Annotated in this window: 23 protein-coding genes; 13 read left to right on the top strand and 10 right to left on the bottom strand. The window is 75.2% G+C overall.

Features of this window, described 5'->3' with window-relative positions:
- Positions 1-107: 107 nt before the first annotated feature.
- From araA to MF406_RS16455, 4 genes are all read right to left on the bottom strand, one after another.
- Positions 108-1,616 carry an L-arabinose isomerase gene (gene araA / locus MF406_RS16440; RefSeq protein WP_242895692.1) on the bottom strand — a complete coding sequence of 503 codons (1,509 nt, stop codon included), beginning with the start codon at positions 1,614-1,616 and terminating at the stop codon, positions 108-110.
- Complete coding sequence (locus MF406_RS16445; RefSeq protein ID WP_242895693.1) at positions 1,616-2,335, bottom strand: L-ribulose-5-phosphate 4-epimerase; 720 nt, start codon at positions 2,333-2,335, stop codon at positions 1,616-1,618. The genes araA and MF406_RS16445 overlap by 1 nt, the downstream gene beginning before the upstream one ends.
- Positions 2,332-4,098, bottom strand: coding sequence for a ribulokinase (gene araB, locus MF406_RS16450; protein WP_242895694.1), 1,767 nt, complete (start codon positions 4,096-4,098; stop codon positions 2,332-2,334). Before araB ends, MF406_RS16445 begins: the two co-directional genes overlap by 4 nt.
- A 186-nt stretch (positions 4,099-4,284) precedes the next feature.
- Positions 4,285-5,304, bottom strand: coding sequence for a LacI family DNA-binding transcriptional regulator (locus MF406_RS16455; RefSeq protein WP_242895695.1), 1,020 nt, complete (start codon positions 5,302-5,304; stop codon positions 4,285-4,287).
- Positions 5,305-5,391: 87 nt separating this feature from the next.
- Between MF406_RS16455 and radA the strand changes: the two genes are divergently transcribed.
- The 4 genes from radA (at position 5,392) to MF406_RS16475 (ending at position 8,916) form a co-directional block, all read left to right on the top strand.
- Positions 5,392-6,801, top strand: a complete 1,410-nt coding sequence (gene radA, locus MF406_RS16460; RefSeq protein ID WP_242895696.1) for a DNA repair protein RadA — start codon at positions 5,392-5,394, stop codon at positions 6,799-6,801.
- A gap of 50 nt (positions 6,802-6,851) precedes the next feature.
- Positions 6,852-7,967, top strand: a complete 1,116-nt coding sequence (disA, locus tag MF406_RS16465; protein ID WP_371744675.1) for a DNA integrity scanning diadenylate cyclase DisA — start codon at positions 6,852-6,854, stop codon at positions 7,965-7,967.
- A gap of 123 nt (positions 7,968-8,090) precedes the next feature.
- Positions 8,091-8,519, top strand: a complete 429-nt coding sequence (locus MF406_RS16470) for a MerR family transcriptional regulator (protein ID WP_242895698.1) — start codon at positions 8,091-8,093, stop codon at positions 8,517-8,519.
- The gene (locus tag MF406_RS16475; protein WP_242895699.1) at positions 8,512-8,916 is read left to right on the top strand and encodes a carboxymuconolactone decarboxylase family protein; all 405 of its coding nucleotides are present in this window, start codon (positions 8,512-8,514) and stop codon (positions 8,914-8,916) included. Before MF406_RS16470 ends, MF406_RS16475 begins: the two co-directional genes overlap by 8 nt.
- A 42-nt stretch (positions 8,917-8,958) precedes the next feature.
- Here the strand turns inward: MF406_RS16475 and MF406_RS16480 are convergent, their stop codons facing one another.
- Positions 8,959-9,549: a hypothetical protein gene (locus MF406_RS16480; protein WP_242895700.1), complete on the bottom strand. Its 591-nt coding sequence runs from the start codon at positions 9,547-9,549 to the stop codon at positions 8,959-8,961.
- Positions 9,550-9,577: 28 nt separating this feature from the next.
- On the opposite strand from MF406_RS16480, the gene MF406_RS16485 reads away from it, so the two are divergent.
- The 3 genes from MF406_RS16485 (at position 9,578) to MF406_RS16495 (ending at position 11,429) form a co-directional block, all read left to right on the top strand.
- Positions 9,578-9,889, top strand: a complete 312-nt coding sequence (locus MF406_RS16485) for a hypothetical protein (RefSeq protein WP_242895701.1) — start codon at positions 9,578-9,580, stop codon at positions 9,887-9,889.
- Positions 9,886-10,836 carry an A/G-specific adenine glycosylase gene (locus tag MF406_RS16490; protein ID WP_242895702.1) on the top strand — a complete coding sequence of 317 codons (951 nt, stop codon included), beginning with the start codon at positions 9,886-9,888 and terminating at the stop codon, positions 10,834-10,836. The genes MF406_RS16485 and MF406_RS16490 overlap by 4 nt, the downstream gene beginning before the upstream one ends.
- A 77-nt stretch (positions 10,837-10,913) precedes the next feature.
- Positions 10,914-11,429 carry a hypothetical protein gene (locus MF406_RS16495; RefSeq protein ID WP_242895703.1) on the top strand — a complete coding sequence of 172 codons (516 nt, stop codon included), beginning with the start codon at positions 10,914-10,916 and terminating at the stop codon, positions 11,427-11,429.
- Between the two features lie 90 nt (positions 11,430-11,519).
- Here MF406_RS16495 and MF406_RS16500 read toward each other — a convergent pair whose 3' ends face one another.
- Entirely contained in the window at positions 11,520-12,023 is a 504-nt protein-coding gene (locus MF406_RS16500; protein ID WP_242897849.1) for an amino-acid N-acetyltransferase, read from the bottom strand.
- Between the two features lie 79 nt (positions 12,024-12,102).
- Positions 12,103-13,095: a sugar-binding transcriptional regulator gene (locus MF406_RS16505; protein ID WP_242895704.1), complete on the bottom strand. Its 993-nt coding sequence runs from the start codon at positions 13,093-13,095 to the stop codon at positions 12,103-12,105.
- Positions 13,096-13,286: 191 nt separating this feature from the next.
- Between MF406_RS16505 and MF406_RS16510 the strand changes: the two genes are divergently transcribed.
- The 5 genes from MF406_RS16510 to MF406_RS16530 all read left to right on the top strand — a co-directional run bounded on the left by MF406_RS16510 (position 13,287) and on the right by MF406_RS16530 (position 19,566).
- Positions 13,287-14,975, top strand: a complete 1,689-nt coding sequence (locus MF406_RS16510; protein WP_242897850.1) for a glycerol-3-phosphate dehydrogenase/oxidase — start codon at positions 13,287-13,289, stop codon at positions 14,973-14,975.
- A 299-nt stretch (positions 14,976-15,274) separates the two neighbouring features.
- Positions 15,275-16,009 (top strand): MIP/aquaporin family protein, encoded by a 735-nt coding sequence (locus tag MF406_RS16515; RefSeq protein WP_242897851.1) that lies wholly within the window; start codon positions 15,275-15,277, stop codon positions 16,007-16,009.
- A 108-nt stretch (positions 16,010-16,117) separates the two neighbouring features.
- On the top strand, positions 16,118-17,641 hold the full coding sequence (glpK, locus tag MF406_RS16520) for a glycerol kinase GlpK (protein WP_242895705.1): 1,524 nt from the start codon (positions 16,118-16,120) through the stop codon (positions 17,639-17,641).
- A gap of 154 nt (positions 17,642-17,795) precedes the next feature.
- On the top strand, positions 17,796-18,638 hold the full coding sequence (locus MF406_RS16525) for an SMP-30/gluconolactonase/LRE family protein (RefSeq protein WP_242895706.1): 843 nt from the start codon (positions 17,796-17,798) through the stop codon (positions 18,636-18,638).
- A gap of 187 nt (positions 18,639-18,825) precedes the next feature.
- Positions 18,826-19,566, top strand: coding sequence for a uridine kinase (locus MF406_RS16530; RefSeq protein WP_242895707.1), 741 nt, complete (start codon positions 18,826-18,828; stop codon positions 19,564-19,566).
- Between the two features lie 133 nt (positions 19,567-19,699).
- Here MF406_RS16530 and lysS read toward each other — a convergent pair whose 3' ends face one another.
- Positions 19,700-21,187, bottom strand: coding sequence for a lysine--tRNA ligase (lysS, locus tag MF406_RS16535; protein WP_242897852.1), 1,488 nt, complete (start codon positions 21,185-21,187; stop codon positions 19,700-19,702).
- 317 nt (positions 21,188-21,504) lie between these two features.
- On the opposite strand from lysS, the gene MF406_RS16540 reads away from it, so the two are divergent.
- Positions 21,505-21,756, top strand: a complete 252-nt coding sequence (locus MF406_RS16540; protein ID WP_242895708.1) for an addiction module protein — start codon at positions 21,505-21,507, stop codon at positions 21,754-21,756.
- Positions 21,757-21,962: 206 nt separating this feature from the next.
- On the opposite strand, the gene panD is transcribed toward MF406_RS16540, so the two are convergent.
- Entirely contained in the window at positions 21,963-22,469 is a 507-nt protein-coding gene (panD, locus tag MF406_RS16545; RefSeq protein ID WP_242895709.1) for an aspartate 1-decarboxylase, read from the bottom strand.
- A complete protein-coding gene (panC, locus tag MF406_RS19175) occupies positions 22,466-24,508 on the bottom strand; it encodes a pantoate--beta-alanine ligase (RefSeq protein WP_371744533.1) in 2,043 nt (680 codons plus the stop codon). The genes panD and panC overlap by 4 nt, the downstream gene beginning before the upstream one ends.
- Positions 24,509-24,510 lie beyond the last annotated feature (2 nt).

Consider the following 24,510-nt stretch of genomic DNA (forward strand, 5'->3'; position numbering starts at 1 on the left):
ACCCTACGTCGGCGCCCCGGCCGCCCGTCGGGCGGCCGGGGCGCGGTGGCGGGGAGGTGCGGCCGGGGGAGTTGCGGCCGGACTCGCCCTGCGGCGGGAGGCGTGCCCTACATGCCCTGCGCCAGGCGGTAGTAGGCCTGGTTCCAGCGAAGCTCCTGGGCGAAGCCGCGGGTGGTGGTGGTCGCGTCGATGACGGCCAGCTCGATGCCGGCGATCTCGGCAAGGTCCGCGAAGGCCTCCAGGCCGACGGCGGTGGACAGCACGGTGTGGTGCGCGCCGCCGGCGGTGAGCCAGCACTCCGCGGAGGTGGGCAGGTCCGGCCGGGGCTGCCACACGGCGCGCGCGACGGGCAGGTTCGGCAGCGGGGCGTCCGGGGGGACCAGGTCGACGACGTTGGCGGTCAGCCGGAACCGCTCGCGCATGTCGGCCAGGGAGACGACGATACCGGGCCCGGGGTCGGCGGTGAACACCAGCCGGACCGGGTCCTCCCGGTTGCCGATGCCCAGCGGGTGGATCTCCAGCCGCGGCCTCTCGGCGGTGAGGGTGGGGCAGACCTCGAGCATGTGGGCGCCGAGGATCTTCTCCTTGCCCGGGGTGAGCTCGTAGGTGTAGTCCTCCATGAGGGACGCCCCGCCGGGCAGGCCGTAGCCCATCACCTTCGCCGCCCGGACCAGGACCGCGGTCTTCCAGTCGCCCTCGGCGCCGAAGCCGTACCCGTCGGCCATCAGCCGCTGCACGGCCAGGCCGGGCAGCTGGCGCAGGGCGCCGAGGTCCTCGAAGTTCGTGGTGAACGCGCCGAAGCCGCCGTCCTGCAGGAAGGACCGCAGGCCGAGCTCGAGGCGGGCGCCGTAGCGCAGCGACTCCCGGCGCTCCCCGCCCGGGCCGAGCTCGGGCGCGACGTCGTAGGCCTCGTCGTACTCCGCGACCAGGGCGTCGACGTCGGCGTCGTCCGCGGCCTCGACCGCCGCGACGAAATCGTTGACGCCCCAGGTGTCCACGGCCACGCCCAGGGCCAGCTCGGCCTCGGTCTTGTCGCCCTCGGTGACCGCGACGCCGCGCATGTTGTCCCCGAACCGGGCCAGGCGCAGGTGCCGCATGGCGTCCCAGCCGGCGGCGGCCCGCACCCAGGTGCCGACCTTGGCCTGGACCGGCGGGGCGGCGGCGTGCCCGACGACGGTCTTGCGGCGGGCGCCGAGCCGGGCGGCGAGGTAGCCGAACTCCCGGTCCCCGTGCGCGGCCTGGTTCAGGTTCATGAAGTCCATGTCCAGGTCTGCCCAGGGCAGCACCACGTTGGCCTGGGTGTGCAGGTGGAGCATCGGCTTGGTCAGGGCGTCCAGGCCCTGGATCCACATCTTCGCCGGGGAGAAGGTGTGCATCCACACGACCACCCCCAGGCACCTGTCGTCGGCGTTGGCGGCCAGCGCGGCCCGGCGGATGGCGGCGCGGTCCTTCAGCACCGGCTTCCACACCACGGGCACCGGGACGTCCTCGGCGGCGTCGAGGGTGGCGGCGACCTGCTGGGACTGCTCGGCGACCTGGCGCAGGGTCTCCTCGCCGTAGAGGTCCTGGGACCCGGTCAGGAACCAGACCTCCTTGCCCAGGTACGGGTTCTCCATCACTGCTGCTCCTCCTGGGGCTGGCCGTAGACGTTCTGGTAGCGGTCGTAGAGGCGGTCGATGTCCGCCTGCGCCAGGCGGGTCGGCGTGCCGAGCTGGCGGGCGATGTGCACGGTGCGGGCGACCTCCTCGCACAGCACCGCCGCCTTGACCGCCGCCCGGGCGTCCGGGCCGACGGTGAACGGGCCGTGGCTGGCCATCAGCACGGCCGGGGAGCGGGACTCCCGGAGCGTCTCGACGATGCCGCGGCCGATGGAGTCGTCCCCGATGAGCGCGAACGGCCCGACCGGGATGTCGCCGCCGAACTCGTCGGCCATCATCGTCAGCACGCACGGGATGGGCTCGGCGCGGGCGGCCCACGCGGTGGCATAGGTGGAGTGGGTGTGCACCACCCCACCCACCTCGCTCATGTGCCGGTAGACGTAGGCGTGGGCGGCGGTGTCGGAGGAGGGCTGGAGGGACGTCGGGGTGCCGTCGTCGATCTTGGTGCCGTCCAGGTCGCAGACCACCATGGCCGCCGCGGTCAACTCGTCGTAGGAGACCCCGGAGGGCTTGATGACGAACAGGTCGGTGCCCGGGACCCGCTCCGAGACGTTGCCGGCGGTCCAGACCACCAGCTCGTTGCGGGGGAGCTCGGCATGCAGGGCGGCCACCCGCTCGCGGCAGGCCTGGACCGCGGCCTGGGTGCCCGGGGCCAGCTCGGCCAGCGCCGCGGTCATCGGACGGCCTCGGTGGCGCGCTCGACCTCGTCGGCGGCCCGGCCGGTGGCCGCGCCGCTACCGGCCGCGCCCCGGTCGGCCCCGGCCCGGGCCGCCAGCGCCTCCCGGCGGATCCGCCGCAGGCGGCGCATCACGTCGTTGCCGCCGCGGCCGAAGTGGTCGTGCAGCCGGGTGTACTCGGCGTACAGGGCGTCGTAGCGCAGCGCGGCGTCCTCGTCCGGGGTGTACGCGGCGACCGTGCGCCGGCCCATCGCCCGGGCGGCGGCGCGCACGTCCCGGTAGGCGCCGGCGGCGACGGCGGCGTGGATGGCCGAGCCCAGTGCCGGGCCCTGGCTGGAGACGATGGTGGACAGCGGCAGTCGGGTGACGTCGGCGTAGAGCTGCATGAGGAACGTGTTCTTCAGCAGCCCGCCGGCCACCACGAGCTCGGTCACCGGCACCCCGGCGGCGTTGAACGCCTCCACGATGGTGCGGGTGCCGAACGCGGTGGCCTCCAGCAGCGCCCGGTAGACGTCCTCCGGGCGGGTGGCCAGGGTCAGCCCGACCACCAGGCCGGAGAGCTCGTGGTCCACCAGCACCGACCGGTTGCCCGAGTGCCAGTCCAGCGCCACCAGGCCGTGCTCGCCGACCTCCTGCGCGGCCGCCTTCTCGGTCAGCAGCTCGTGCGGGCCGATGCCGCGCCGCTCCGCCTCCGCGGTGTACTCCCCGGGCACCTGGTTGGCCACGTACCAGGCGAAGATGTCCCCGACGCCGGACTGGCCGGCCTCGTACCCCCAGTACCCCTCGACGATCCCACCGCGGACCACCCCGCACATGCCGGGGACCTCCACGACGTCGCTGCCGTTCATCACGTGGCAGGTCGAGGTGCCCATGATCGCCACCATCTGGCCGGGGTCGACGGCGTTCGCGGCCGGGGCGGTGACGTGGGCGTCGACGTTGCCGACGGCGACCGCGATGCCCTCGGGCAGCCCGGTCCAGCCGGCCGCCTCGGCGGTGAGCGTGCCGGCCTGGTGGCCGAGCTGGCCGATCTCGTGGGCGACCTTGTCGGTGACGAAGCCGGCGAAGGCGGGGTTGAGCGCGGCCAGGAACTCCTCGTCCGGGTACTGCCCGTCCTGGTAGATGCCCTTGTACCCGGCCGTGCAGGCGTTGCGCACGTACCGGCCGGTCAGCTGCCAGACGATCCAGTCCGCGGCCTCGACCCAGTGGTCCATGGCGGCGTAGACCTCGGGGTCCTCCTCGAGGATCTGCAGGCCCTTGGCGAACTCCCACTCCGAGGAGATGAACCCGCCGTACCGGCCGAGCCACCTCTCCCCGCGCTCGCGGGCCAGGGCGTTGATCCGGTCCGCCTGGCCCTGCGCGGCGTGGTGCTTCCAGAGCTTGACGTAGGCGTGCGGCCGGGCGCGGAACCGGTCCAGCTCGCACAGCGGGGTGCCGTCGGCGGTCGTGGGCACCATGGTGCAGGCGGTGAAGTCGGTGCCGATGCCGATCACGTCCGCCGGGTTGGCGCCGGCCGCGGCCAGGGCCGCCGGGACCGCGTGCTGGAGCACCTCGACGTAGTCCCCGGGCGCCTGCAGCGCCCAGTCCGGCGGCAGCGGCTGGCCGGCGTCCGCGGTCAGCTCCCGGTCCATCACGGCGTGCGGGTACTCGTGCACCGCGCTGCCCAGCTCCGCGCCGTCGGCCACCCGGACCACCACGGCCCGGCCCGACAACGTCCCGAAGTCCACCCCCACCACGAGGGCCTTGCTGGCATCGACATCGACCATTGGATCCGGCTCCCTTGCCACTCGGCAGGCTTCGTTGGCACCTTCGCGCCCGGTGCGAGGGCGTTAGACGGAATGTTAGCGCTCACACTGGTGGCGTCAAGCAGCCGAAGGAATGCCAGGTGAAGCAGGCGGTGGAGTGTGACCCATCGATCAGCCGGCCGGAACGTCCGAGGGCACGGCCGCCAGTCAGCCTGGGGGGGCCACCGACGCTCGCGGCACCAGCCGGGGCAGGAGCATCGCGTCGGACGTCTCCGTCCCGGCGATCATCCCGAGCAGGACGGCGATGGCTTCGCGGCCGACGTCGGCGAACGGTTGCCGCACAGTGGTCAGCGGTGGCTCGTAGTAGGCGGCGCCGCTGATGTCGTCGAAGCCGACGACGGAGACATCCTCGGGCACCCGGACGCCTGCCTCGTGCAGCGCCCGGAGGATCCCGAGCGCCATCAGGTCGTTGGCGGCGAAGATGGCGCGCGGGGGCCGGCCGTCGGCGAGCAGCTGGCGTGCCACCCGGTGGCCGTCCGCGGGGTCCCAGCCGCCGCTGACCAGCGGCGGCACCTCGAGGCCGGCCGCGTGCATCTCCGCGCGGTAGCCGACCATCCGGGCGCGGGCGTCGTACCAGCTGGACGGACCGGCGACGTGGACGATCTCGGTGTGCCCGTGCTCGAGGAGGTGGCGGGTGGCCATCCGGGCGCCCGCCGCCTGGTCCACGGTCACCACGCGGAAGGCGGAGGTCCCGGTGAGTCCGGCGGCGACGAGGACGACCGGTAGCTCCTGGGACAGCTCTTTGGCCCCGGCCGCGACCTCCGTGACCGGGGCGACGACGACCACGCCGTCGACCCGGAGCTGGCGGAAGTGCTCCAGCGTCGCGTCTGCCGCCTGACCGTCCCGCATGATGGCCAGCGTGGTGGCGTAGCCGGCCGCGCGGGCCGCCTCCTCGGCCGCGATCGTCATGCTGCTCGGGCCGAAGCGGCTGTCCCCGGGGTTGACGACGCCGATGAGCCCGGTGCGGCGGGTGACCAGGGCCCGGGCGGCCAGGTTGCGGCGGTACCCCAGGCGCCGCATCGCCTCCGTCACCCGCTCCCGGGTGTCCGGCCGGACGAGCTCGGGGTTGTTGAGCACGCGGGAGACGGTCTGGTGGGAGACGCCGGCGACGGCGGCGACGTCGGCCATCGACGGCGGGCGGGCGCGCCGGACGGGGTCAGGTCCCATCACCGACCCTCCTCCGGCCACCGAGCGGAGCCAGCGTATCCACGTGCGTGCCGGGGGCGTGTCGGCCCCCGTCGCTACGTTGGCCGGGTGAGCCCAGCCGCGACGAAGACCGCCCGCCCCGCCTTCCGCTGCACCGAGTGCGGGTGGACCGCCACCAAGTGGGTGGGCCGGTGCGCGGAGTGCCAGGCGTGGGGCTCGGTCGAGGAGACCGGGACCGCGGCGGCGCCGGCGCGCGCCGCCGTCGCCCTCGCCCCCGCCAGCCCGGCCCGGCCGGTCGCCGAGGTGGACCTGGCGGCGGCCCGGGCCCGCAGCACCGGCGTGGGAGAGCTGGACCGGGTCCTCGGCGGCGGCATCGTGCCGGGCGCCGTCGTCCTGCTGGCCGGGGAGCCCGGGGTGGGGAAGTCCACCCTGCTGCTGGACGTGGCGGCCACCGCGGCGGCGAGCGCCGACCGCCCGGTCCTCTACGTCACCGGCGAGGAGTCCGCCGGGCAGGTGCGGCTGCGGGCCGAGCGGATCGGCGCCCTGCACCCCCGGCTGCTGCTGGCCGCCGAGACGGACCTGGCCACCGTGCTCGGGCACGTCGAGGCCACCGCGCCGGCCCTGCTCGTGGTGGACTCCGTGCAGACCATCGCCGACGCCGCGGTCGACGGCGGCGTCGGCGGGGTCAGCCAGGTCCGGGCGGTCGCCCAGGCCCTCATCCAGGTCGCCAAGACCCGGGGCATCCCGGTGCTCCTCGTCGGGCACGTGACCAAGGACGGCGGCATCGCCGGACCCCGGGTGCTCGAGCACCTCGTCGACGTCGTGTGCCACTTCGAGGGGGACCGGCACTCCCGGCTGCGGATGGTGCGCGCGGTGAAGAACCGCTACGGCCCCACCGACGAGGTGGGCTGCTTCGACCTGGGCGAGACCGGCATCGTCGGCCTGGCCGACCCCTCGGGCCTGTTCCTCTCCGGCGCCCGCTCCGCCGCGCCGGGGACCTGCGTGACCATCACGCTGGAGGGCCGCCGCCCGATGCCGGTGGAGATCCAGGCGCTGGTCGCGGCCACCACCCTGCCCGCCCCGCGCCGGGCGACCGCCGGCCTGGACGGCGCCCGGGTCGCGATGACCCTGGCCGTCCTGCAGGCCCGCCTCGGCACACGGCTGGCCGGCATGGACGTCTACGCCTCGACGGTGGGCGGCGCGCGGGCCGTCGAGCCGGCGGTCGACCTCGCCGTCGCCCTGGCCGTCTCCTCCGCCGCCGCCGGCCGCGAGCTCGCCGCGGAGGTGGTCGCCGTCGGCGAGGTGGGGCTGACCGGGGAGGTCCGGGCCGCCGTCGGCGTCCAGCGCCGGCTGGCCGAGGCCGCCCGGCTCGGCTTCCGCCACGCCCTCGTGCCCGCCCAGGGCGCCGGCGACCTGCGCCCCGTGCCCGGGCTCACGGTGCACCCGGTCGCCCACCTGAGCCAGGCGCTGGCGGCCGGGCCGGCCCTGGCCCCGGCCGCCGTCGTGACCGGATCGTGACCGCACCCACACGAGGGGAGCATCCCGCCGCGGGCGGCGCCGCACCTACCATGGGGGCGCGGAGCGGGAGGGTCGCTCCGCTCCGCCGACCGAGGGGTCCCGTGCACGACTCGCTCCGCACCATCCTGCGGGCCATCGCGCCCGGCACCGAGCTCCGGGACGGCCTGGAGCGCATCCTGCGCGGACGCACCGGCGCGATCGTCGTCCTCGGCTACGACGAGCGGGTCGAGGAGATGTCCTCCGGCGGCTTCGAGCTCGACGTGGAGTTCTCCGCGACCCGGCTGCGCGAGCTGGCCAAGATGGACGGCGCCGTCGTCGTCGACTACCCGGGCCGCCGCATCCGCCGGGCGAACGTCCAGCTCCTGCCGGACGCCCGGATCGAGACCTCCGAGTCCGGGATGCGGCACCGCACCGCCGAGCGCGTCGCCAAGCAGAGCGGCTACCCGGTGATCTCGGTGAGCCAGTCGATGCGGACGGTGGCCCTGTACGCCGACGGCCAGCGGCACGTGGTGGAGGACTCCGACGTCATCCTGTCCCGGGCGAACCAGGCGCTGGCCACCCTCGAGCGGTACAAGGCCCGGCTGGACGAGGTCTCCGGCACGCTGTCCGCGCTGGAGATCGAGGACCTGGTCACCGTCCGGGACGTGGTCACCGTGGTCCAGCGGCTGGAGATGGTGGCCCGGATCTCCGACGAGGTCGGCGGGTACGTCACCGAGCTCGGCACCGACGGGCGGCTGCTCTCCCTCCAGCTCGAGGAGCTCGTGCTCGGCCTGGACCCCGACCGGACCCTGGTGGTGCGGGACTACCTCGGCGAGCGCCGCGGCGCCCGGCCGCGGGAGGTGCTCGACGAGCTCGGCGCGCTCACCTCGGCCGAGCTCATCGACATGCCCACCATCGCCCGGGTGCTCGGCATCGGCGGCCCGGACGGGGACGCGCTCGACGACGCCCTCACCCCCCGCGGCTACCGCGTGCTGGCCAAGGTGCCCCGGCTGCCCGCGCCGATCGCCGAGGCGATCGCCGCGCACTTCGGCAGCCTGCAGACCATGCTGGCCGCCTCCACCGAGGAGCTCCAGCGGATCGACGGCGTGGGCCCGCACCGCGCCCGGTCCATCCGTGAGGGCCTGTCCCGGCTGGCCGAGTCCTCGATCTTGGAGCGGTTCGCCTGAGGCCTGCCGGGGCCGCGCTCCCGGCGCTCGGCGTACCAGGGCGAAGGTCCAGCCGACGGGCAACGAGGGCCTGGCCGCCGGGGGCTTGACCTGGAGCGCGCTCGAGCTTCTAGCCTGCCTGGCGTGACGGAAGAAGCCGAGAGACCGGGGCTGACGGTCGCGCAGATGGTGGCTGCGACCGGGGTGCCCGCGCACACGCTTCGCTACTACGAGCGGGCCGGGCTGATCCGGCCGGTCGCGCGGACCTCGGGGAACCAGCGCCGCTACTCGGGGGCCGACGTCGAGTGGCTGCGGTTCCTGCTGCGGCTGCGCGAGACCGGGATGCCGATCGCCCGGATGCGCGACTACGCCGAGCTGCGTGCAGCAGGCACACCGACGATCCGGGCGCGCCTGGCGCTGCTGGAAGCGCACCGGGCCGAGCTGCGGGAGCACGTCGCGCTGCTCCGCACGCACGAGGAGGCGCTCGACGCCAAGATCGCGACCTACCGCCACGACCTCGCCGACCTGGACGTGCACGACGACGGGACTGAAGGAGCAAAGACCCATGGGTGAACCCACGACGCGCGCGGACCGCTACGACCGCGGCCGGACAGTGCTCGACGTGATCGACGGCACGGCGGGAGCGAACGTCATCGACGCGCTCGCGGACGTGGCGCCGGAGCTCGGGCACCAGGTCGTGGCCTGGGGGTTCGGCGAGATCTACTCCCGTCCCGAGCTCGCCCCGCGGGACCGGCAGCTCGTGACGCTCGGGATGCTGACGGCGCTCGGCGGCTGCGAGCCACAGCTGGAGGTCCACATCAACGCGGCGCTCAACGTCGGGCTGACTCCCCAGCAGATCATCGAGGCCTTCCTGCACTCCGCGGTGTACTGCGGGTTCCCGCGCGCCCTGAACGCGACGTTCACCGCGAAGAAGGTCTTCGCCGAGCGCGGGCTGCTGCCGCTCGCGTGACCGCCGCTCGTCACCGCAAATCGTCGGCGACCGCCGGAGGGTCTAGCCGCCGAGGGTGAAGGTGGACTCGGCGCCGTCGAGCCGACGCCCGTCCAGGGTGGCCGAGACGCGATAGGTCCCCGCGCCCGCGACGCCGGCCGCCGAGCCGCAACCAGGCCGCGAGCGCCCGCCGTCCCAGGTGAGCGTCTCCTCGGCGTGGTCCCCGGCGTCGATCAGCAGCGGCCGCTCGGCCGGCTCGGCCCGGCAGTCGTCGGAGGACCAGACCCGGTCCTCCCCGGAGTGCACGGTCAGGACCAGGGCGGACCGGCCGGCGTCGGTCAGGCAGGCGGCCGTGCCGTCGTTGCCGAGGCGCACGGTGAACCGCACCGGCGTGCCGGTGGTGGCGCTGAGGTCGGCCGTCAGGTCCGTGCACTCCACCGGCTCGGCAGCCGGGCCGGAGCCGCCCTCGTCGCCCGCCTCGCCCTCCTCGACGGCGCCCGGCCCGGTGTCCGCACTGCTTCCGGCCGGACCGTCCTCCGCTGCCCCACCACCGGCGTCCGGGCCGGCCGCCGCCGCCGGCCCCAGCCCGCCGACCAGGGCCCGCACGGCCGCCGTGACGCCCCACGCGGCGAGCCCGAGGACGGCGAGGAGCACGACCAGGGCGACGATGCGTCGCCGGCGGATGACGGCCCGGCTCGGCCGGGTCCGGTTCGCCCGTGAGGCGGTCGCCGGGCCCGGCCGGCGCCCGCTCGTCCGGCCCCCGCTCCGCCCGCCCCGTCTGGGCTGGGGGCGCGCGGGAGCCCGCCCGGGGCCGGCGGCCCGGGAGCTGCCGGGCCGGGCGGACCGGCCGGTCCGCGGCGCGGTCTCGCCCGGCCGTCCCGACCGGCGCGACGTCGTCTGGCTGCCCACGCCCCGAACCTACGACGCCCGACCCGCCGTGGCGGGTACCCACGCCGACGCCAGCGGGGCCGGCCGCGGCACACTGGGCGGGTGACCGAGCCGCCAGCACCGCCGGACCTGCCCGCCCTGCACGCGGCCGTCACCACCTGGTACCGGGACAACGCCCGTGACCTCCCGTGGCGCCGGCCGGGCACCAGCCCGTGGGCGGTGCTGGTCAGCGAGGTCATGCTCCAGCAGACCCCGGTCGCCCGGGTGCTGCCGGTGTGGCAGGAGTGGGTCCGCCGCTGGCCGACCCCCGCCGCGCAGGCGGCGGCCCGGCCCGCCGAGGTCCTGCGGGTCTGGGACCGGCTGGGCTACCCCCGCCGGGCCCTGCGGCTGCTGGAGTGCGCGACGGCGATCGTGGCGCGGCACGGCGGGCAGGTGCCGGCCGCGGAGGAGGAGCTCCGTGCGCTGCCCGGGGTCGGGGCCTACACCGCCGCCGCGGTGGCCGCGTTCGCGCACGGGCGGCGCACCGCGGTGCTCGACACCAACGTGCGCCGGGTGCTCGCCCGGGCCGTGGCCGGCCAGGCCCTGCCGCCGCCGCACCTCGGCCGGGCCGAGCAGGCCCGGGCCACGGCGTGCCTGCCGGCGTCGGCCGGGGCGGCCGTGACCTGGAACGTCGGGCTGATGGAGCTCGGCGCCCTGGTCTGCCTGGCCCGCACGCCGCGGTGCGCGACCTGCCCGCTCCGGGCGCGGTGCGCCTGGCTCGCGGCCGGCCGCCCGGCCGACGCCCACGCCGACCGTCGCCGCCCCCAGCCCTTCGCCGGCACCGACCGGCAGGCGCGCGGCCGGATCCTGGCCCACCTCCGAGAGCGGCCGGACGGGACGTGGACGCCGGCAGCGGACCTGCTGCGCGCGGCGGCCGGTGCCGGCGACGGCGACGGCGGCCCGGCAGACCTCGTCGACCCCACCCGGCCCGCCCGCGCCCTGGCCGGGCTGCTGGCCGACGGCTTGGTCGCCGTCGGTCCCGGCCCGGCGGGTGATGCCTACCGGCTGCCCTGACCGCCGTGAGGGCCGGCCGGGCGTGGAGCTGTTGCTCCTCCCGCCGCCCGCGCCGCGGGGGGAGCTACCCTGCCGGGGTGGACGAGGACCCGACGGCCGGCCCACCGGGCGCCCCGTCCGACCCGTCGGACGCGCCCGGTCCCGCGGGCGCACCTGGCCTGCCGGGCACGGCCGGCCCGCCGGGCGGGGACCGGGCCGAGCGCGCCGTCCGCGCGCTCCGCACCACGCTGCTCGTCTGCGCCGGGACCTGCCTGGCGCTGGGCGTCCTCGGCCTCGCCCTCACCGTCCTGACCACCGGCTCCGCCACCCGGTGGCCCGGGCTGAGCCTGCTCGCCACCGGCCAGCTCCTCGCCCTGGTCGCCGCCGCGGGGGCCTGGGCCGGGCTGCGCCGGGTGCTGGCCGGGGCCCCGCCGGCGGCCGTGACCGCGGGCGTGCGGCGGCTCCTGCGGGTGCTGCGCACGGTGCTGGTCGTGCTCCTGGTGGCCGGGGTCGTCGGCTGGCTGGTGGCGCGCCCCTCGGCCGCCGTGGCGGTGGTCGCCTGCGCGCTGGTCAGCGGGCAGGCCGCCGTCGTGCTGCACCTGCTCCAGCGCTGAGCCCCGACGGCGAGCGACGAGCGGCCCGGAGGACACCCCCGACGACGGCGGCCCTGGCCGTGGCCCCGGCCCGGCCGCGAGCCTCAGTGCTCAGAGCTCCAGCAGCATCCGGGTGTTGCCCAGGGTGTTCGGCTTGACCCGGGCGAGGTCGAGGAACTCGGCCACGCCGTCGTCGTGCGAGCGGAGCATCTGGGCGTAGACGTCGGTGCCCACCGGGGTGCCCTCGATGGGCCGGAAGCCGTGCCGGCGGAAGAAGGCGACCTCGAAGGTGAGGCAGAAGACCCGGCGCAGGCCGAGCGCCCGGGCCCGGTCGACGAGCTCGGCGAGCAGCCGGGCGCCCAGGCCGCGGCCGGTGGCGGCGCGGTCCACCGCGAGGGTGCGGACCTCGGCGATGTCGTCCCACAGCACGTGCAGCGCGCCGCAGCCGATCACCCGGCCGTCCTCCTCGGCGACCACGAACTCCTGGACCGCCTCGAAGTAGCTGATGAGCTCCTTGTCGATGAGGATGCGCTCGGCGACGTAGGGCTGGACCAGGTCGAAGATCGCCCGCACGTCGGCCGGCCGGGCCTGGCGGACGGTCACCGGCCCGGCCACCGCCGGCCGGGCCTCCACCGGCCCGGCCTCCGCCGGCCGGCCCTGCCGCGGTCCGGCGCTCACCCGTCCGTGCCGCCCGTCACCGCTCACGCGCCGATCCTGCCGCACCGGCGCCGCGGGCGTGCGCCCGGTCCAGCGCCGCCCGGGCGGTGGCCTCGTCGATCACCAGGTCGGTCACCGCCCGCGCCCGCAGCGCCCCGAGCAGCGGCGGAACCTTCGCCGCGCCGGCCACCACGCACACCCGCCGGGCCACCCGGGCGAGCTCGGCCGGCGTGGGCCCGGTTGCCCGCTCGTTGAGCTCGATGTCGGCGTAGGAGCCGTCCTCGCGGAGCAGCACCGTGCACACGTCCCCCACCACCCCCTCCAGGCGGAGCTGGTCCATGTCGCCCTGGGACATGTAGCCCGCGGCGTAGACGTGCGAGGCCAGCGCGCCGTCGAAGGCGCCCACCCCGAAGGCGACGACGTCGGCCCGGGCCTGGACGGCGAGCACCCGCTGGATGGACCGCTCCCGCCACATCGCCCGCTTGGTGGCCGCGTAGTCGAAGAACGCCGGGACGGGGAAGTGGTGCACCGCGGCGTCGAAGTTCTGCGCGGCCGCGGTGATGATCGACCCGGCGTGCGGGATCCCCGAGGTGACCGGGTTGGCCGCGCCGTTGAGCTGGACCACCTCGCTGCCCGGCGCGTGCTTGGGCACCAGGTGGCCCACCACCGCGGACAGGGTCGTCCCCCAGGCCAGGCCCAGCACCGAGCCGGGCTGCACCCACTCCGAGATGAGCCGCCCGGCCACCCGGGCCACCTGGTCCAGGCGCTGGACCTCGGTGATGCCGCCGCGCACCGGCACCACGTGCGCCCGCACCCCGAACCGCTGCCCGAGCTGGCGGGCCAGCGGGCTGACCCCGTTGCCGGCGCCGGTCAGGGTGACCCGGACCAGGCCGGAGTCCCGGGCGTCCTTGAGCATCCGGGAGACGGTCGAGCGGGAGGTGCCCATCCGGCGGGCGATGACCTCCATCGTCTCGTCCTGCAGGTAGTACATCGACGCCGCCTGGTACACCGCGTCCTCACGCCCGGTCATCCACCCCTCCCGCCGCTGCACATCTGTGCATCCTAATTGTGCGGATCGTGCGACCGGCTCACGATGGTCCGAGGGCGGGGCGGCCGACGGGCGCCGACGGGCACCGGGCTCACCGCCGAGCAGCGAGCAGAGGAGCGGACGTGGCGTCATCAGCGTTGACGAGGCAGAGCCGAGACGAGGCCCTGGCGGCGATGTCCGACGAGGAGGGGCTGGACGTCCTGGTCGTGGGCGGCGGGGTCACCGGCGCCGGGATCGTGCTGGACGCCGTCACCCGCGGCCTGCGCACCGGAATCGTGGAGATGCAGGACTGGGCCGCCGGGACCTCCTCCTGGTCCAGCAAGCTGGTGCACGGCGGGCTGCGCTACTTGCTGAACCTGGACTTCAGCCTGGTCGCCGAGGGGCTGCGCGAGCGCGGGCTGCTGCTGACCAAGACCGCCCCGCACCTGGTCAAGGCCCAGCCGTTCCTGTGGCCGCTCAAGATGCCGGTCATCGAGCGGGCCTACAGCGCCGTCGGGGTCGGGATGTACGACGTGATGGGCGTCGTCGGCATGAAGGGGGCCGCGGTCCCGCTGCAGCGGCACTACACCCGCCGCGGCGCGCTGCGGCTCTTCCCGGACATCCGCGAGGACGCCCTGGTCGGCGGCATCCGGTTCTACGACGCCCGGGTCGACGACGCCCGCCTGGTGATGACCCTGGTGCGCACCGCCCAGTCCTACGGCGCGCTGGCCGCCTCCCGCACCGAGCTGGTGGACCTGACCAAGGACACCACCGGCCGGGTCGTCGGGGCCGAGGTGGTCGACCTGGAGACCCGCCAGCGCCACCGGATCAAGGCCCGGCACGTCATCAACGCCACCGGGGTGTGGACCGAGCAGACCGAGGCCCTGGGCGGGACCGAGGGCGGGCTGCGGGTGCTGGCCTCCAAGGGCATCCACATCGTGGTGCCCAAGGACCGCATCAAGGGCTCCACCGGGATCTTTTTGCGCACCGAGAAGTCCGTCCTGTTCATCATCCCGTGGCCGGAGTACTGGATCATCGGCACCACGGACACCCCCTGGGAGCAGGACCGGCTCAACCCCGTCGCCACAGCCGAGGACGTGGACTACCTCCTCGACCACGCCAACGCCGTCCTGCGCTCGAACCTCGCCCGGGAGGACATCATCGGCGTCTACGCCGGGCTGCGCCCGCTGCTCCAGCCGGGCACCAAGGACGGCAGCGCCGCCTCCACCAAGGTCTCCCGCGACCACACCGTCGTCGACCCGGTGCCCGGGCTGACCGTCATCTCCGGCGGCAAGCTCACCTCCTACCGGCTGATGGCCGAGCACGCCGTCGACCACGCCCTGGGCAAGGACCGGGCCCGGCAGACCCCCTCGGTCACCCCGGACACCCCGCTGGTCGGGGCGCCGGGCCTGGCCGCGGCCACCCGCCAGGCCCCCCGGATCGCGAAGAAGTACGGGTGGGACATGGCCCGGATGCGGCACCTGCTGGACCGGTACGGCTCGGACCTGCCCGCGCTGCTGGCCCTGGTCGACGGCGACCCCGCGCTGGGCCGTCCGCTCGCCGCCGCGCCCACGTACCTGGGCGCCGAGGTCGCCATGGCGGTCAGCCACGAGGGCGCGCTGCACCTGGAGGACATCCTGCTCCGCCGGATCCGCCTGTTCTTCGAGGCGAAGGACCGCGGGCTGGCCGCGCTGCCCGAGATCGCCGCGATCGCCGGCCCGCTGCTGGGCTGGGACGAGGCGACGACGCGGCGGGAGACCGAGGCGTACACCTCCCGGGCCGAGGCCGAGGCGGCCGCCCTGGCAGAGACCACCGACGCGGCGGCAGCGGCGGCCCGCCGGCGGGCCGAGGACCTCGTGCCCCTGGAGCCGCTGGCCACCTGAGGACCCGGCCCGGCCGGGACCGGCCGCCCACCCGGCGACGGCGGCCGCTACCCGGCCGCCGTCGTCCGCACCGGCCCCGGCCGCGACCCCGGCCGCCGCCGTCCGCACCGGCCGCGGCCCGGCCCGGCGACCTGGCCCGCGACACCCCGGCAAACCGGAAAGATCCCTGCCGACAGGCCCCGGTCGCGGCATGATGCCCCCGACCGGCGCTATCCCCCTCCACGCGCCACCCGGCGCACGACTGGCACGAGGACGCGCCAGATAGAGAAAGCGAGCTCACAGTGGAACAACTCTCTGCGATGCAGATCTTCCTGCACGAGGCCGGCGGCACCGCGATGCTGATCCTGCTCGGTGCCGGCGTGGTCGCCAACAACATCCTGCCGCGCACCAAGGGGTTCGGCGGCGGCTGGCTGATGGTCAACTTCGGGTGGGGACTTGCCGTCTTCGCCGGCGTCTTCGCCGCCTACGACACCGGCGCCCACATCAACCCCGCGGTGACCGTCGGCCTGTGGGCCAACGGGTCGGACCTGCGGCCCGCGACGGACACCCTGGCGGCCATCCCGGCCACCTTCGGCAACGTGCTGATCTACCTGATCGCCCAGCTCGTCGGGGCGTTCGTCGGCGCGGTGCTGGCCTGGATCGCCTACAAGAAGCACTTCGACGAGGAGGCCCCGGCGGCCACCAAGCTCGGGGTGTTCTCCACCGGCCCGGAGGTGCGCAGCTACGGCCTGAACTTCGCCACCGAGGTCATCGCCACCTTCGTCCTGGTCTTCATCGTCATCCTCTTCGGCCAGACCCCGTCGGGGCTCGGCCCGCTCGCCGTCGCCCTGCTCGTCGTCGGTATCGGCGCCAGCCTCGGTGGCCCCACCGGGTACGCCATCAACCCGGCCCGTGACCTCGGCCCGCGCCTGGCGCACGCCGTCCTGCCCATCCCGGGCAAGGGCAGCAGCGACTGGGCCTACTCCTGGGTGCCGATCGCCGGCCCCCTCGTCGGCGGCGTGCTCGCCGGCCTCCTCGCCCAGATCTACGTCTGACGGCCCCGGGGGCGCCGGCCGGACGGTCGGGCGGCGCCCCACCCGGCCGCCCCCGGCCCACCAACACCCCGGCCGACACACCGGCCACAACGATGTGAAAGGAACACCATGGCTGAGCAGCAGAAGTACGTCCTCGCCATCGACCAGGGCACGACGAGCTCGCGGGCGATCATCTTCGACCACTCCGGGCGGATCGTGGAGACCGGCCAGCTCGAGCACGAGCAGATCTTCCCCCGGGCCGGCTGGGTCGAGCACGACGCCCGGGAGATCTGGCGGAACGTCCGGGAGGTGGTCGGGCTGGCGCTGACCCGGGCGAACATGACGCACCGGGACATCGCGGCCGTGGGCATTACCAACCAGCGCGAGACCACCGTGGTGTGGGACAAGACCACCGGCGAGCCGGTCTACAACGCCATCGTCTGGCAGGACACCCGCACCCAGCGGATCGTCGAGGAGCTCGGCGGGACCGAGGGCCAGGACAAGTACAAGGCGAAGGTCGGGCTGCCGCTGGCCACCTACTTCTCCGGGCCGAAGGTCAAGTGGATCCTGGACAACGTCGACGGCGCGCGCGAGCGGGCCGAGGCCGGCGACCTGCTCTTCGGCAACACCGACTCCTGGGTGCTGTGGAACATGACCGGCGGGACCGACGGCGGGGTGCACGTCACCGACGTCACCAACGCCTCGCGCACCATGCTGATGAACCTGGACACCCTCACCTGGAACGAGGACATCGCCGCCGACATGGGCATCCCGATGTCCATGCTGCCCGAGATCCGCTCCTCCTCCGAGGTCTACGGCGAGGGCCGCGCCGGCGGCCTGGTGCCCGGGGTGCCGCTGGCCGGCATCCTCGGGGACCAGCAGGCCGCCACCTTCGGACAGGCCTGCTTCGAGGTCGGCACGGCCAAGAACACCTACGGCACCGGCAACTTCATGCTCCTGAACACCGGCACCGAGGCGGTCCAGTCCGAGAACGGCCTGCTCACCACCGTCGCGTACAAGATCGGCGACGCCGACGCCGTCTACGCCCTCGAGGGCTCGATCGCGGTCACCGGCTCCCTGGTGCAGTGGCTGCGGGACAACCTGGGCATCATCTCAACGGCCCCGCAGATCGAGGACCTGGCCCGGACCGTCGAGGACAACGGCGGCGCCTACTTCGTCCCGGCGTTCTCCGGCCTGTTCGCCCCGTACTGGCGCGCCGACGCCCGCGGCGCGCTGGTGGGCCTGACCCGCTACGTCAACAAGGGGCACATCGCCCGCGCCGTGCTGGAGGCCACCGCCTTCCAGACCCGCGAGGTCAACGACGCGATGAACGCCGACTCCGGGGTGGAGCTGACCGAGCTGAAGGTCGACGGCGGGATGGTCGCCAACGAGCTGCTCATGCAGTTCCAGGCGGACATCCTCGGCGTGCCGGTGGTCCGGCCGCAGGTGGCCGAGACGACGGCGCTCGGCGCGGCCTACGCCGCCGGCATCGCCGTGGGCTACTGGTCCGGGGAGCAGGACGTCATCGACAACTGGGCCGAGGACAAGCGGTGGGAGCCGCAGCTGGACGCCGAGGAGCGCGAGCGCACCTACCGGCTGTGGAAGAAGGCCGTGACGAAGACCTTCGACTGGGTCGACGAGGACGTCCGCTAGGACGACCCGCTGCTGCGACCCGCCGACGGCGTGCACCCGGTTTGGGTGCACGCCGTCGGCGTCTGCGCGGGGCTGCCGGCGTACGCGGGCTGCGCGGCCGCCGTCGGGAGCGCGCCTGCGCGGCCGCCGGGCCGGGACCGGGCAGACTGGCGGCATGGACGACATCGAGCAGATCACCGACGCGCTGTGCTACCACGGCGAGGGACCGGTGTGGTCGGAGACCTGGGGCGGGCTGCGCTGGGTGGACATGCTCGCCGGGGACCTGCTGACCCTCCGCGCAGACGGGTCGGTCAGCCGCCTCCACGTCGGGGACGTCGCCGCCTTCGTGCGTCCCCGCACCCGGGGCGGGTACGTCGTCGGGGTCGAGCGCGGCATCGGCCTGGCCGACGACGTCGACGCCCCGCCGAGCACCGTCGTCGAGCTGTGGACCGACCCGGGCCTGCGGATGAACGAGGGCGGCTGCGACCACCAGGGCAACCTCTACGCCGGCTCCATGCACTACGAGCGCACCCCCGAGGCCGCGTTCCTCTACCGCATCACCCCGCAGCGGGAGATCTCGGTGATCCTCGACGCGGTCACCACCTCCAACGGCCTCGACTTCTCCCCCGACGGCACCCGCACCTACTACAACGACACGCACACGGGCGCGACGGACGTCTTCGACATCGTCGGCGGCGAGCTCACCAACCGGCGGGTGTTCCACGATGGCGACGGCGGCCGGCCGGACGGGCTGGTGGTGGACTCGGCGGGGAACGTCTGGGTGGCGCTGAACCGGGTGGGGCGGGTGCGGCTGTACTCCCCGTCGGCGGAGATCCTCCGCGAGGTCCAGCTGCCGGTCCGGCTCGTCACCGCCTGCACCCTCGGCGGGGCGGACGGCCGCGACCTGTACGTCACCACGTCCCGGGAGAACCTCGACGACCCCGAGCCGGAGGCCGGGGCGGTCTTCCGGCTGCGGGCCGAGGTGCCAGGGCGGCCGGTGCTGCCGTACGGCGGCTGACCCGGCGGCTCCGGGCCAGGCGTGTGCCAGCGGGCCGAGGGCTGGCCGGCAGGCACACCACCGACGGGCGGCAGCGGCCGCGCGCCGGCGGCGTGGGCCGGCGTCGTGGGCCGGCGCCCTCCCGCGCCCGCCGGCCTATCCTTTCCCCTGGGCTCCGCCGCGGCGCCCGAGGATCGGAGGGACGTGCATGACCCAGGGCCGGACCGGGTCCGACCAGGCCGACGCCGCGCCGAGCCTCCCCGCCGAGCCCGTTGCGGCGCCGCCGGACCAACCCCCCGAGCCGCCCGACCCGGCACCCCAGGACGGGCTGTTCGACCTCCCGTCCGGCGCGCGGCGCCCGCGGGCCCGGGTCGTCCTCGTCACGGGCCCCTCCGGGTCCGGCAAGACCGCCCTGACCCGCCGGCTGGGCCTGCCGACGGTGTCCCTCGACGACTTCTACTTCGACGGCGACCACCCCGACCTCCCGCGCCGATACGGGATCGTGGACTGGGACTCCCCGCGGTCCTGGGACCGGGCCGGCGCGATGGCCGCGCTGGTGGCGCTGAGCACCACCGGCGAGGCCGACCTGCCGGTCTACGACATCCCCACCAACCGGCGCACCGGCACCACCCACCTGTCGCTGGACGGCTTCCCCATCTTCGTCGCCGAGGGCATCTTCGCCGCCGAGATCGTCCAGGCGTGCCGGGAGGAGGACATCCTGGCCGATGCGCTGTGCATCTGCCGGCCGCGCGCCCAGTCCTTCTTCCTCCGGCTCGCCCGCGACCTGGGCGAGGCCCGCAAGCCGCCACTGACCCTGCTGCGGCGCGGGCTGAACCTGTACCGCAACGAGCCGGCGATGGTCGCCGACCTGACGGCCAAGGGCACCCGCAAGGTCGGGGTGGAGGAGGCCGAGCGGGGCATCATGGAGCTGCTGCTCCGGTCCCGCTGAGGACGCGGCCGCCGAACGGGTACCCGGCGGCGTCAGACAGCCGGCCGCGTTAGGCGCGCGGCGGCGTCAGGCACGCGGCGGCCGCCCAGCGCCCGGGCGGCCGACTGACGCGGCCGCCGTCGGCCGGAGACCCTCAGCGCCGCTTGACCAGCGGGAAGGTGATCGTCTCCCGGATACCCAGCCCGGTCAGGGCCATCAGGAGCCGGTCGATGCCCATGCCCATCCCGCCGGCCGGCGGCATTCCCTGCTCCATGGCCTCCAGGAAGTCCTCGTCGAGGACCATCGCCTCGGGGTCCCCGGCCGCGGCGGCGAGGGCCTGGGCCTCGAACCGCTCCCGCTGGACGACGGGGTCGACCAGCTCGGAGTAGGCGGTGGCGAGCTCGAAGCCGCGCACGTACAGGTCCCACTTCTCCACCACGCCCTCGATCGACCGGTGCGCCCGGGTGAGCGGGGAGGTGTCCACCGGGAAGTCCCGGACGAACGTCGGGGCGTACAGGTGCTCGCCGACCAGGTGCTCCCAGAGCGCCTCGACGAGCTTGCCGGGGGTGGCGTGCGGGGCGACCTCCACGCCGAGCCGCTCCGCGTGGGCGGTCAGGGCCGCCGTCGGCGTGCGCGGGGTGACCTCCTCCCCCAGCGCCTCGGACAGCGAGCCGTACAGGCTGATCTGCGCCCACTTCCCGCCGAGGTCGTACTGGGTGCCGTCGTCGAGGGTGACGGTGGTCGAGCCGAACGCGTCCCGGGCGGCCTGCTGGACGAGGGTGGTGGTGAGCTCGGCCATCGTGTCGTAGGAGCCGTAGGCCTCGTAGGCCTCCAGCATCGCGAACTCGGGCGAGTGGGTGGAGTCGGCGCCCTCGTTGCGGAAGTTGCGATTGATCTCGAAGACCTTCTCGATCCCGCCGACGACGGCCCGCTTGAGGAAGAGCTCGGGCGCGATCCGCAGGTACAGGTCGACGTCGTAGGCGTTCATGTGCGTGACGAAGGGCCGGGCCGCCGCGCCGCCGGGCTGGGTCTGCAGCATCGGCGTCTCGATCTCGAGAAAGCCGCGCTCGTCCAGGGTGCGGCGCAGGGACCGCACCACCGCCGAACGGGTGCGCACCATGTCCCGGGCGTCCTGGCGCATGATCAGGTCCAGGTGCCGACGGCGGACCCGGCCCTCCTCGGACAGCGCCACCTGCTCCCCGGCCTCGTTCTCGTAGGTCTTCGGCAGCGGGCGCAGGGCCTTGGCGGCGAGCCGCCAGGAGTCGGCCATGACACTGAGCTCCCCGCGCCGGGAGGCGATGACCCGGCCGTGGACGAAGAGGTGGTCGCCGAGGTCGACGTCGGCCTTGAACGCGGCCAGGGAGTCCTCGCCGACCTCGCTGCGGGAGAGCATGGCCTGCAGCCGGTTGCCGGCGCCGTCCTGCAGGGTGGCGAAGCAGAGCTTGCCGGTGTTGCGCAGGTACATCACCCGGCCGGCGACCCCGACGACGTCGTCCGTCTCGGCGCCGGGCGGGAGGTCGCCGTGCCGGGCGCGCACGTCCGCGATGGTCGTGGTGATCGGGAGGGTGACCGGGTAGGGGTCGGTCCCGGCGTCGAGCAGCCGCTGCCGCTTCGCCGCCCGCACCTGGACCTGCTCGGGCACGTCCGCGCCACCCGGCTCGACGGCGGCCTGGCCGGTCCCGGCGACGGCGGCCTGGTCGGTCCCGGCGGCGGGCTGGTCCGCGCCGACGGCGGGCTGGTCGGCCCTGGTGCCGGACTGGTCGGTCCCGGCGGCAGGGTCGTGCTCAACGGTGGTCTTTTCCACCGGTCCAGGGTATCCGCCGCGCCTGCACGGCTCGGCGGGCCAGCCCCCGGCCGGTGCCCGGTCATTCCGTGCCGGTCCTTCATCGCACTGACCCTCGTCCATGGAGCGCTGCCGCTCCCCTGTTCGGTCTCGGCGCGCCGCCCTAGGCTCAAGCCATGGCACGGAAGGCTGCCGACGTGTACCGGGCAGGACTCGAGCTCGACCCGGACGAGCGCGCCGTCGTCGCGCACCGCCTCCTCGCCAGCCTCCACTGGGAGGACAAGGCATCACAGCCGGAGATCGACGCCGCCTGGCGTGACGAGGTCGGCACCCGTGTCGATGACATCTTGACCGGTGAGGTCAACCGGAGCACGTTCGAGCAGACGCGTGCCCAGGCTCGTGCGCTCGTGGGGGGCCTGCGGACGTGACCTCGAGACCACCGAGTCCGGGCTCGGCGACGAGTTCGACGAGGCACGCAGGATCACTGCCGTAGGGCGACCCGCATCCTGTGTAGTCGTTGAAGCGCTTTCCCTGGCGCGGGAAAGCGCTTCAACGACTACACAGGATGCACGGCTGCCTCACGGCGCCGGCCCGGGCTCGGCTGACCCCGGCGCCCCGGCGCGCCGCCGCCCGGTCAGATGTCGAAGTCCGGCTTCCGCGCCGCCGGCAGCTCCTCGCGGTAGCTGTGGATGCTGACCCCGCTCGGCTCGACATGGCGGGCCTCGCCGGCGTCGACGTCGGGCACCTGGCCGGGCTCGTCGCCGATGTCGAGGATGCGGTTGGCGCCGTCGACGAAGACGACGTGCGGGGTGTAGGACCGGGCGTCGTCGTCGGACATCTGCCCGTAGGCGATGACGATGACCAGGTCGCCGGTGCGGACGTGGTGCGCGGCGGCGCCGTTGATGACCAGGATGCCGGTGCCCCGCTCCCCGGGCAGGACGTAGGTGGTCAGCCGGGCGCCGTTGGTGACGTCGACGACGTCGACCTGCTGGCCCGGGAGGAGGTCCGCGGCGTCGAGGAGGTCGGCGTCGACGGTGATGGAGCCGACGTAGTGCAGGTCCGCGCCGGTGATGGTGGCGCGGTGGATCTTGGCGATCATCATCGGCCGCAGCAGCGACCGGGGCGTGGTGGGGTCGGTCATCCGGGCTGGCCTCCGAGTTGGACGGTCATGTTGTCGATCAGGCGGGTCGGGCCCACGCGGGCGGCGACGGCGAGCAGGCCCGCGCCGGTGGCGCCGTCGGGGAGCGGCAGGAACGTGTCGGGGTCCACCAGCGCGAGGTAGTCCACCGTCACGCCCTCGGCCGCGTCCAGGACCTCCCGGGCGGCGGCCAGGGCCGCCGTCGGGCCGTCGCCGGCGGCGTCCCGGCCGGCTGCGAGCGCCCGGGACAGGGCCAGGGCGCGGACCCGCTCGGTGGGCGAGAGGTAGGCGTTCCGGCTGGACATCGCCAGCCCGTCCGGCTCGCGGCGGATGGGCACCGCGACGATCTCCACGCCGAGGTCGAGGTCGCGGACCAGCGTGCGGACGAGGGCCAGCTGCTGGGCGTCCTTCTGCCCGAAGACCGCCACGTCCGGCCGGACCAGCGCGAGGACCTTGGCGACGATCTGCAGCACCCCGGCGAAGTGGCCGGGCCGGGTGCGGCCCTCGAGCAGCTGCGCCACCGGGCCGGGGTCGATCCGCACCAGCGGCTCGGTGGGGTAGGCCTCGGCGTCGGTGGGGGCGAACACGACGTCGACGCCGGCCCCGGCGAGCAGGGCGAGGTCGCCCTCGAGGTCGCGCGGGTAGGCGGCGAGGTCCTCCCCCGGGCCGAACTGCAGCGGGTTGACGTAGATGGAGACGACGACGTGCTCGGCCCGCGCGCGTGCCTCGGCGACCAGGGCGAGGTGCCCCTCGTGCAGGGCGCCCATCGTCATCACCAGGGCCCGCGTCCCGGGCAGCCCGGCCAGCGCGGCGCGCAGCTCGGCGCGGGTGCGGGTGAGCACGGGGTCGGTGGGGGCGGGCCCGGTGGGCGGGCGGGGACGGCCGACGGCGGGGGTGGCGCGGGCGGCGTGGGCGGCGGCCGCGCGGTCGGCAGCCGCCCGGTGGGCGCCGTCGGCGTCGGCTCCGGGAGCCCCGACGGCAGAGGTGGCAGGGGCGGCGGCGGCGCGGTCGCCGTCGATGTCGGTGTCGGTGGCCGCGACGGGGTCGGCAGAGGTGGTGGTGGCGCGGGTGGCGGGCGCAGCGGCGACGGCACCAACGGTCGGATCGCCGTCACCTGCCGGGACGCCGTCGACGGCGGGCGCGGCCAGGGCGTCGAGCAGCGCGGCGGCCGCGGGCTGCCCGAGCCGGCCGCGGGCCAGCGCGCGTCGGGTGGTGGCCCGGGCGAGGTGACGGTAGGTGGCGAGCACGTCGGCCAGCTCCTCGCCGCGGTCGGCGAGGGCGTCGAGGTGGGCGCGGACGGTGCCGACGTCGCCGCGGACCACCGGCCCGGTGAGCTGGGCCTCCCCGTTGCGCAGGGCCCCGTCGAGCGCGGCGGTGAGCAGCGGCGTGAGGTACTCCCCGGGGCGCTCGACCCCGGCGCTCGCCAGCGCCCGCTCCGCCTGGGTGACCAGGGTGACCAGGTGGTTGGCGCCGTGCGCCAGGGCCGCGTGGTAGACCGGCCGGGCGGCCTCGGGCAGGACGACCGGCTCGCCGCCGATCTCGACGACCAGGGCCTGGGCGATGGGCAGCACCGGGGCCGGCGCGGTGACGGCGAACGGGCAGCCGGTCAGCCGGCTCAGGTCCAGCGAGGTGCCGGTGAAGGTCATGGCCGGGTGCACCGCGAGCGGGATGGCGCCGGCGCCGCGGGCGGGCGCGAGCACGTCGGTGCCGTACCGGCCGGAGGTGTGCACGACTAGCTGGCCCGCCTGCCAGCGGCCCAGCCGGGCCAGGCCGGCGACCAGCTCGGGCAGCGCGTCGTCGGGCACGGTGAGCAGGACGAGCTCGGCCCGCTCGAGGACCTCCTCCACGCCGAGCACCGGCACCGCGGGCAGCAGCGTGGCCACCCGCTCGCGGCTCTCCTCGGAGACGGCGGTGGCACCGACGACGGCGTGGCCGGCGGACCGCAGGGCGCTGGCCAGCACGGCACCGACCCGGCCGGCGCCCACGACGCCGACGCCGAGCCGACCGGGCCGGCCCGGGCCGCTGCCGTTGGGGACGCTCACGT

The sequence above is a fragment of the Georgenia sp. TF02-10 genome, assembly GCF_022759505.1.
Taxonomy (GTDB): domain Bacteria; phylum Actinomycetota; class Actinomycetes; order Actinomycetales; family Actinomycetaceae; genus TF02-10.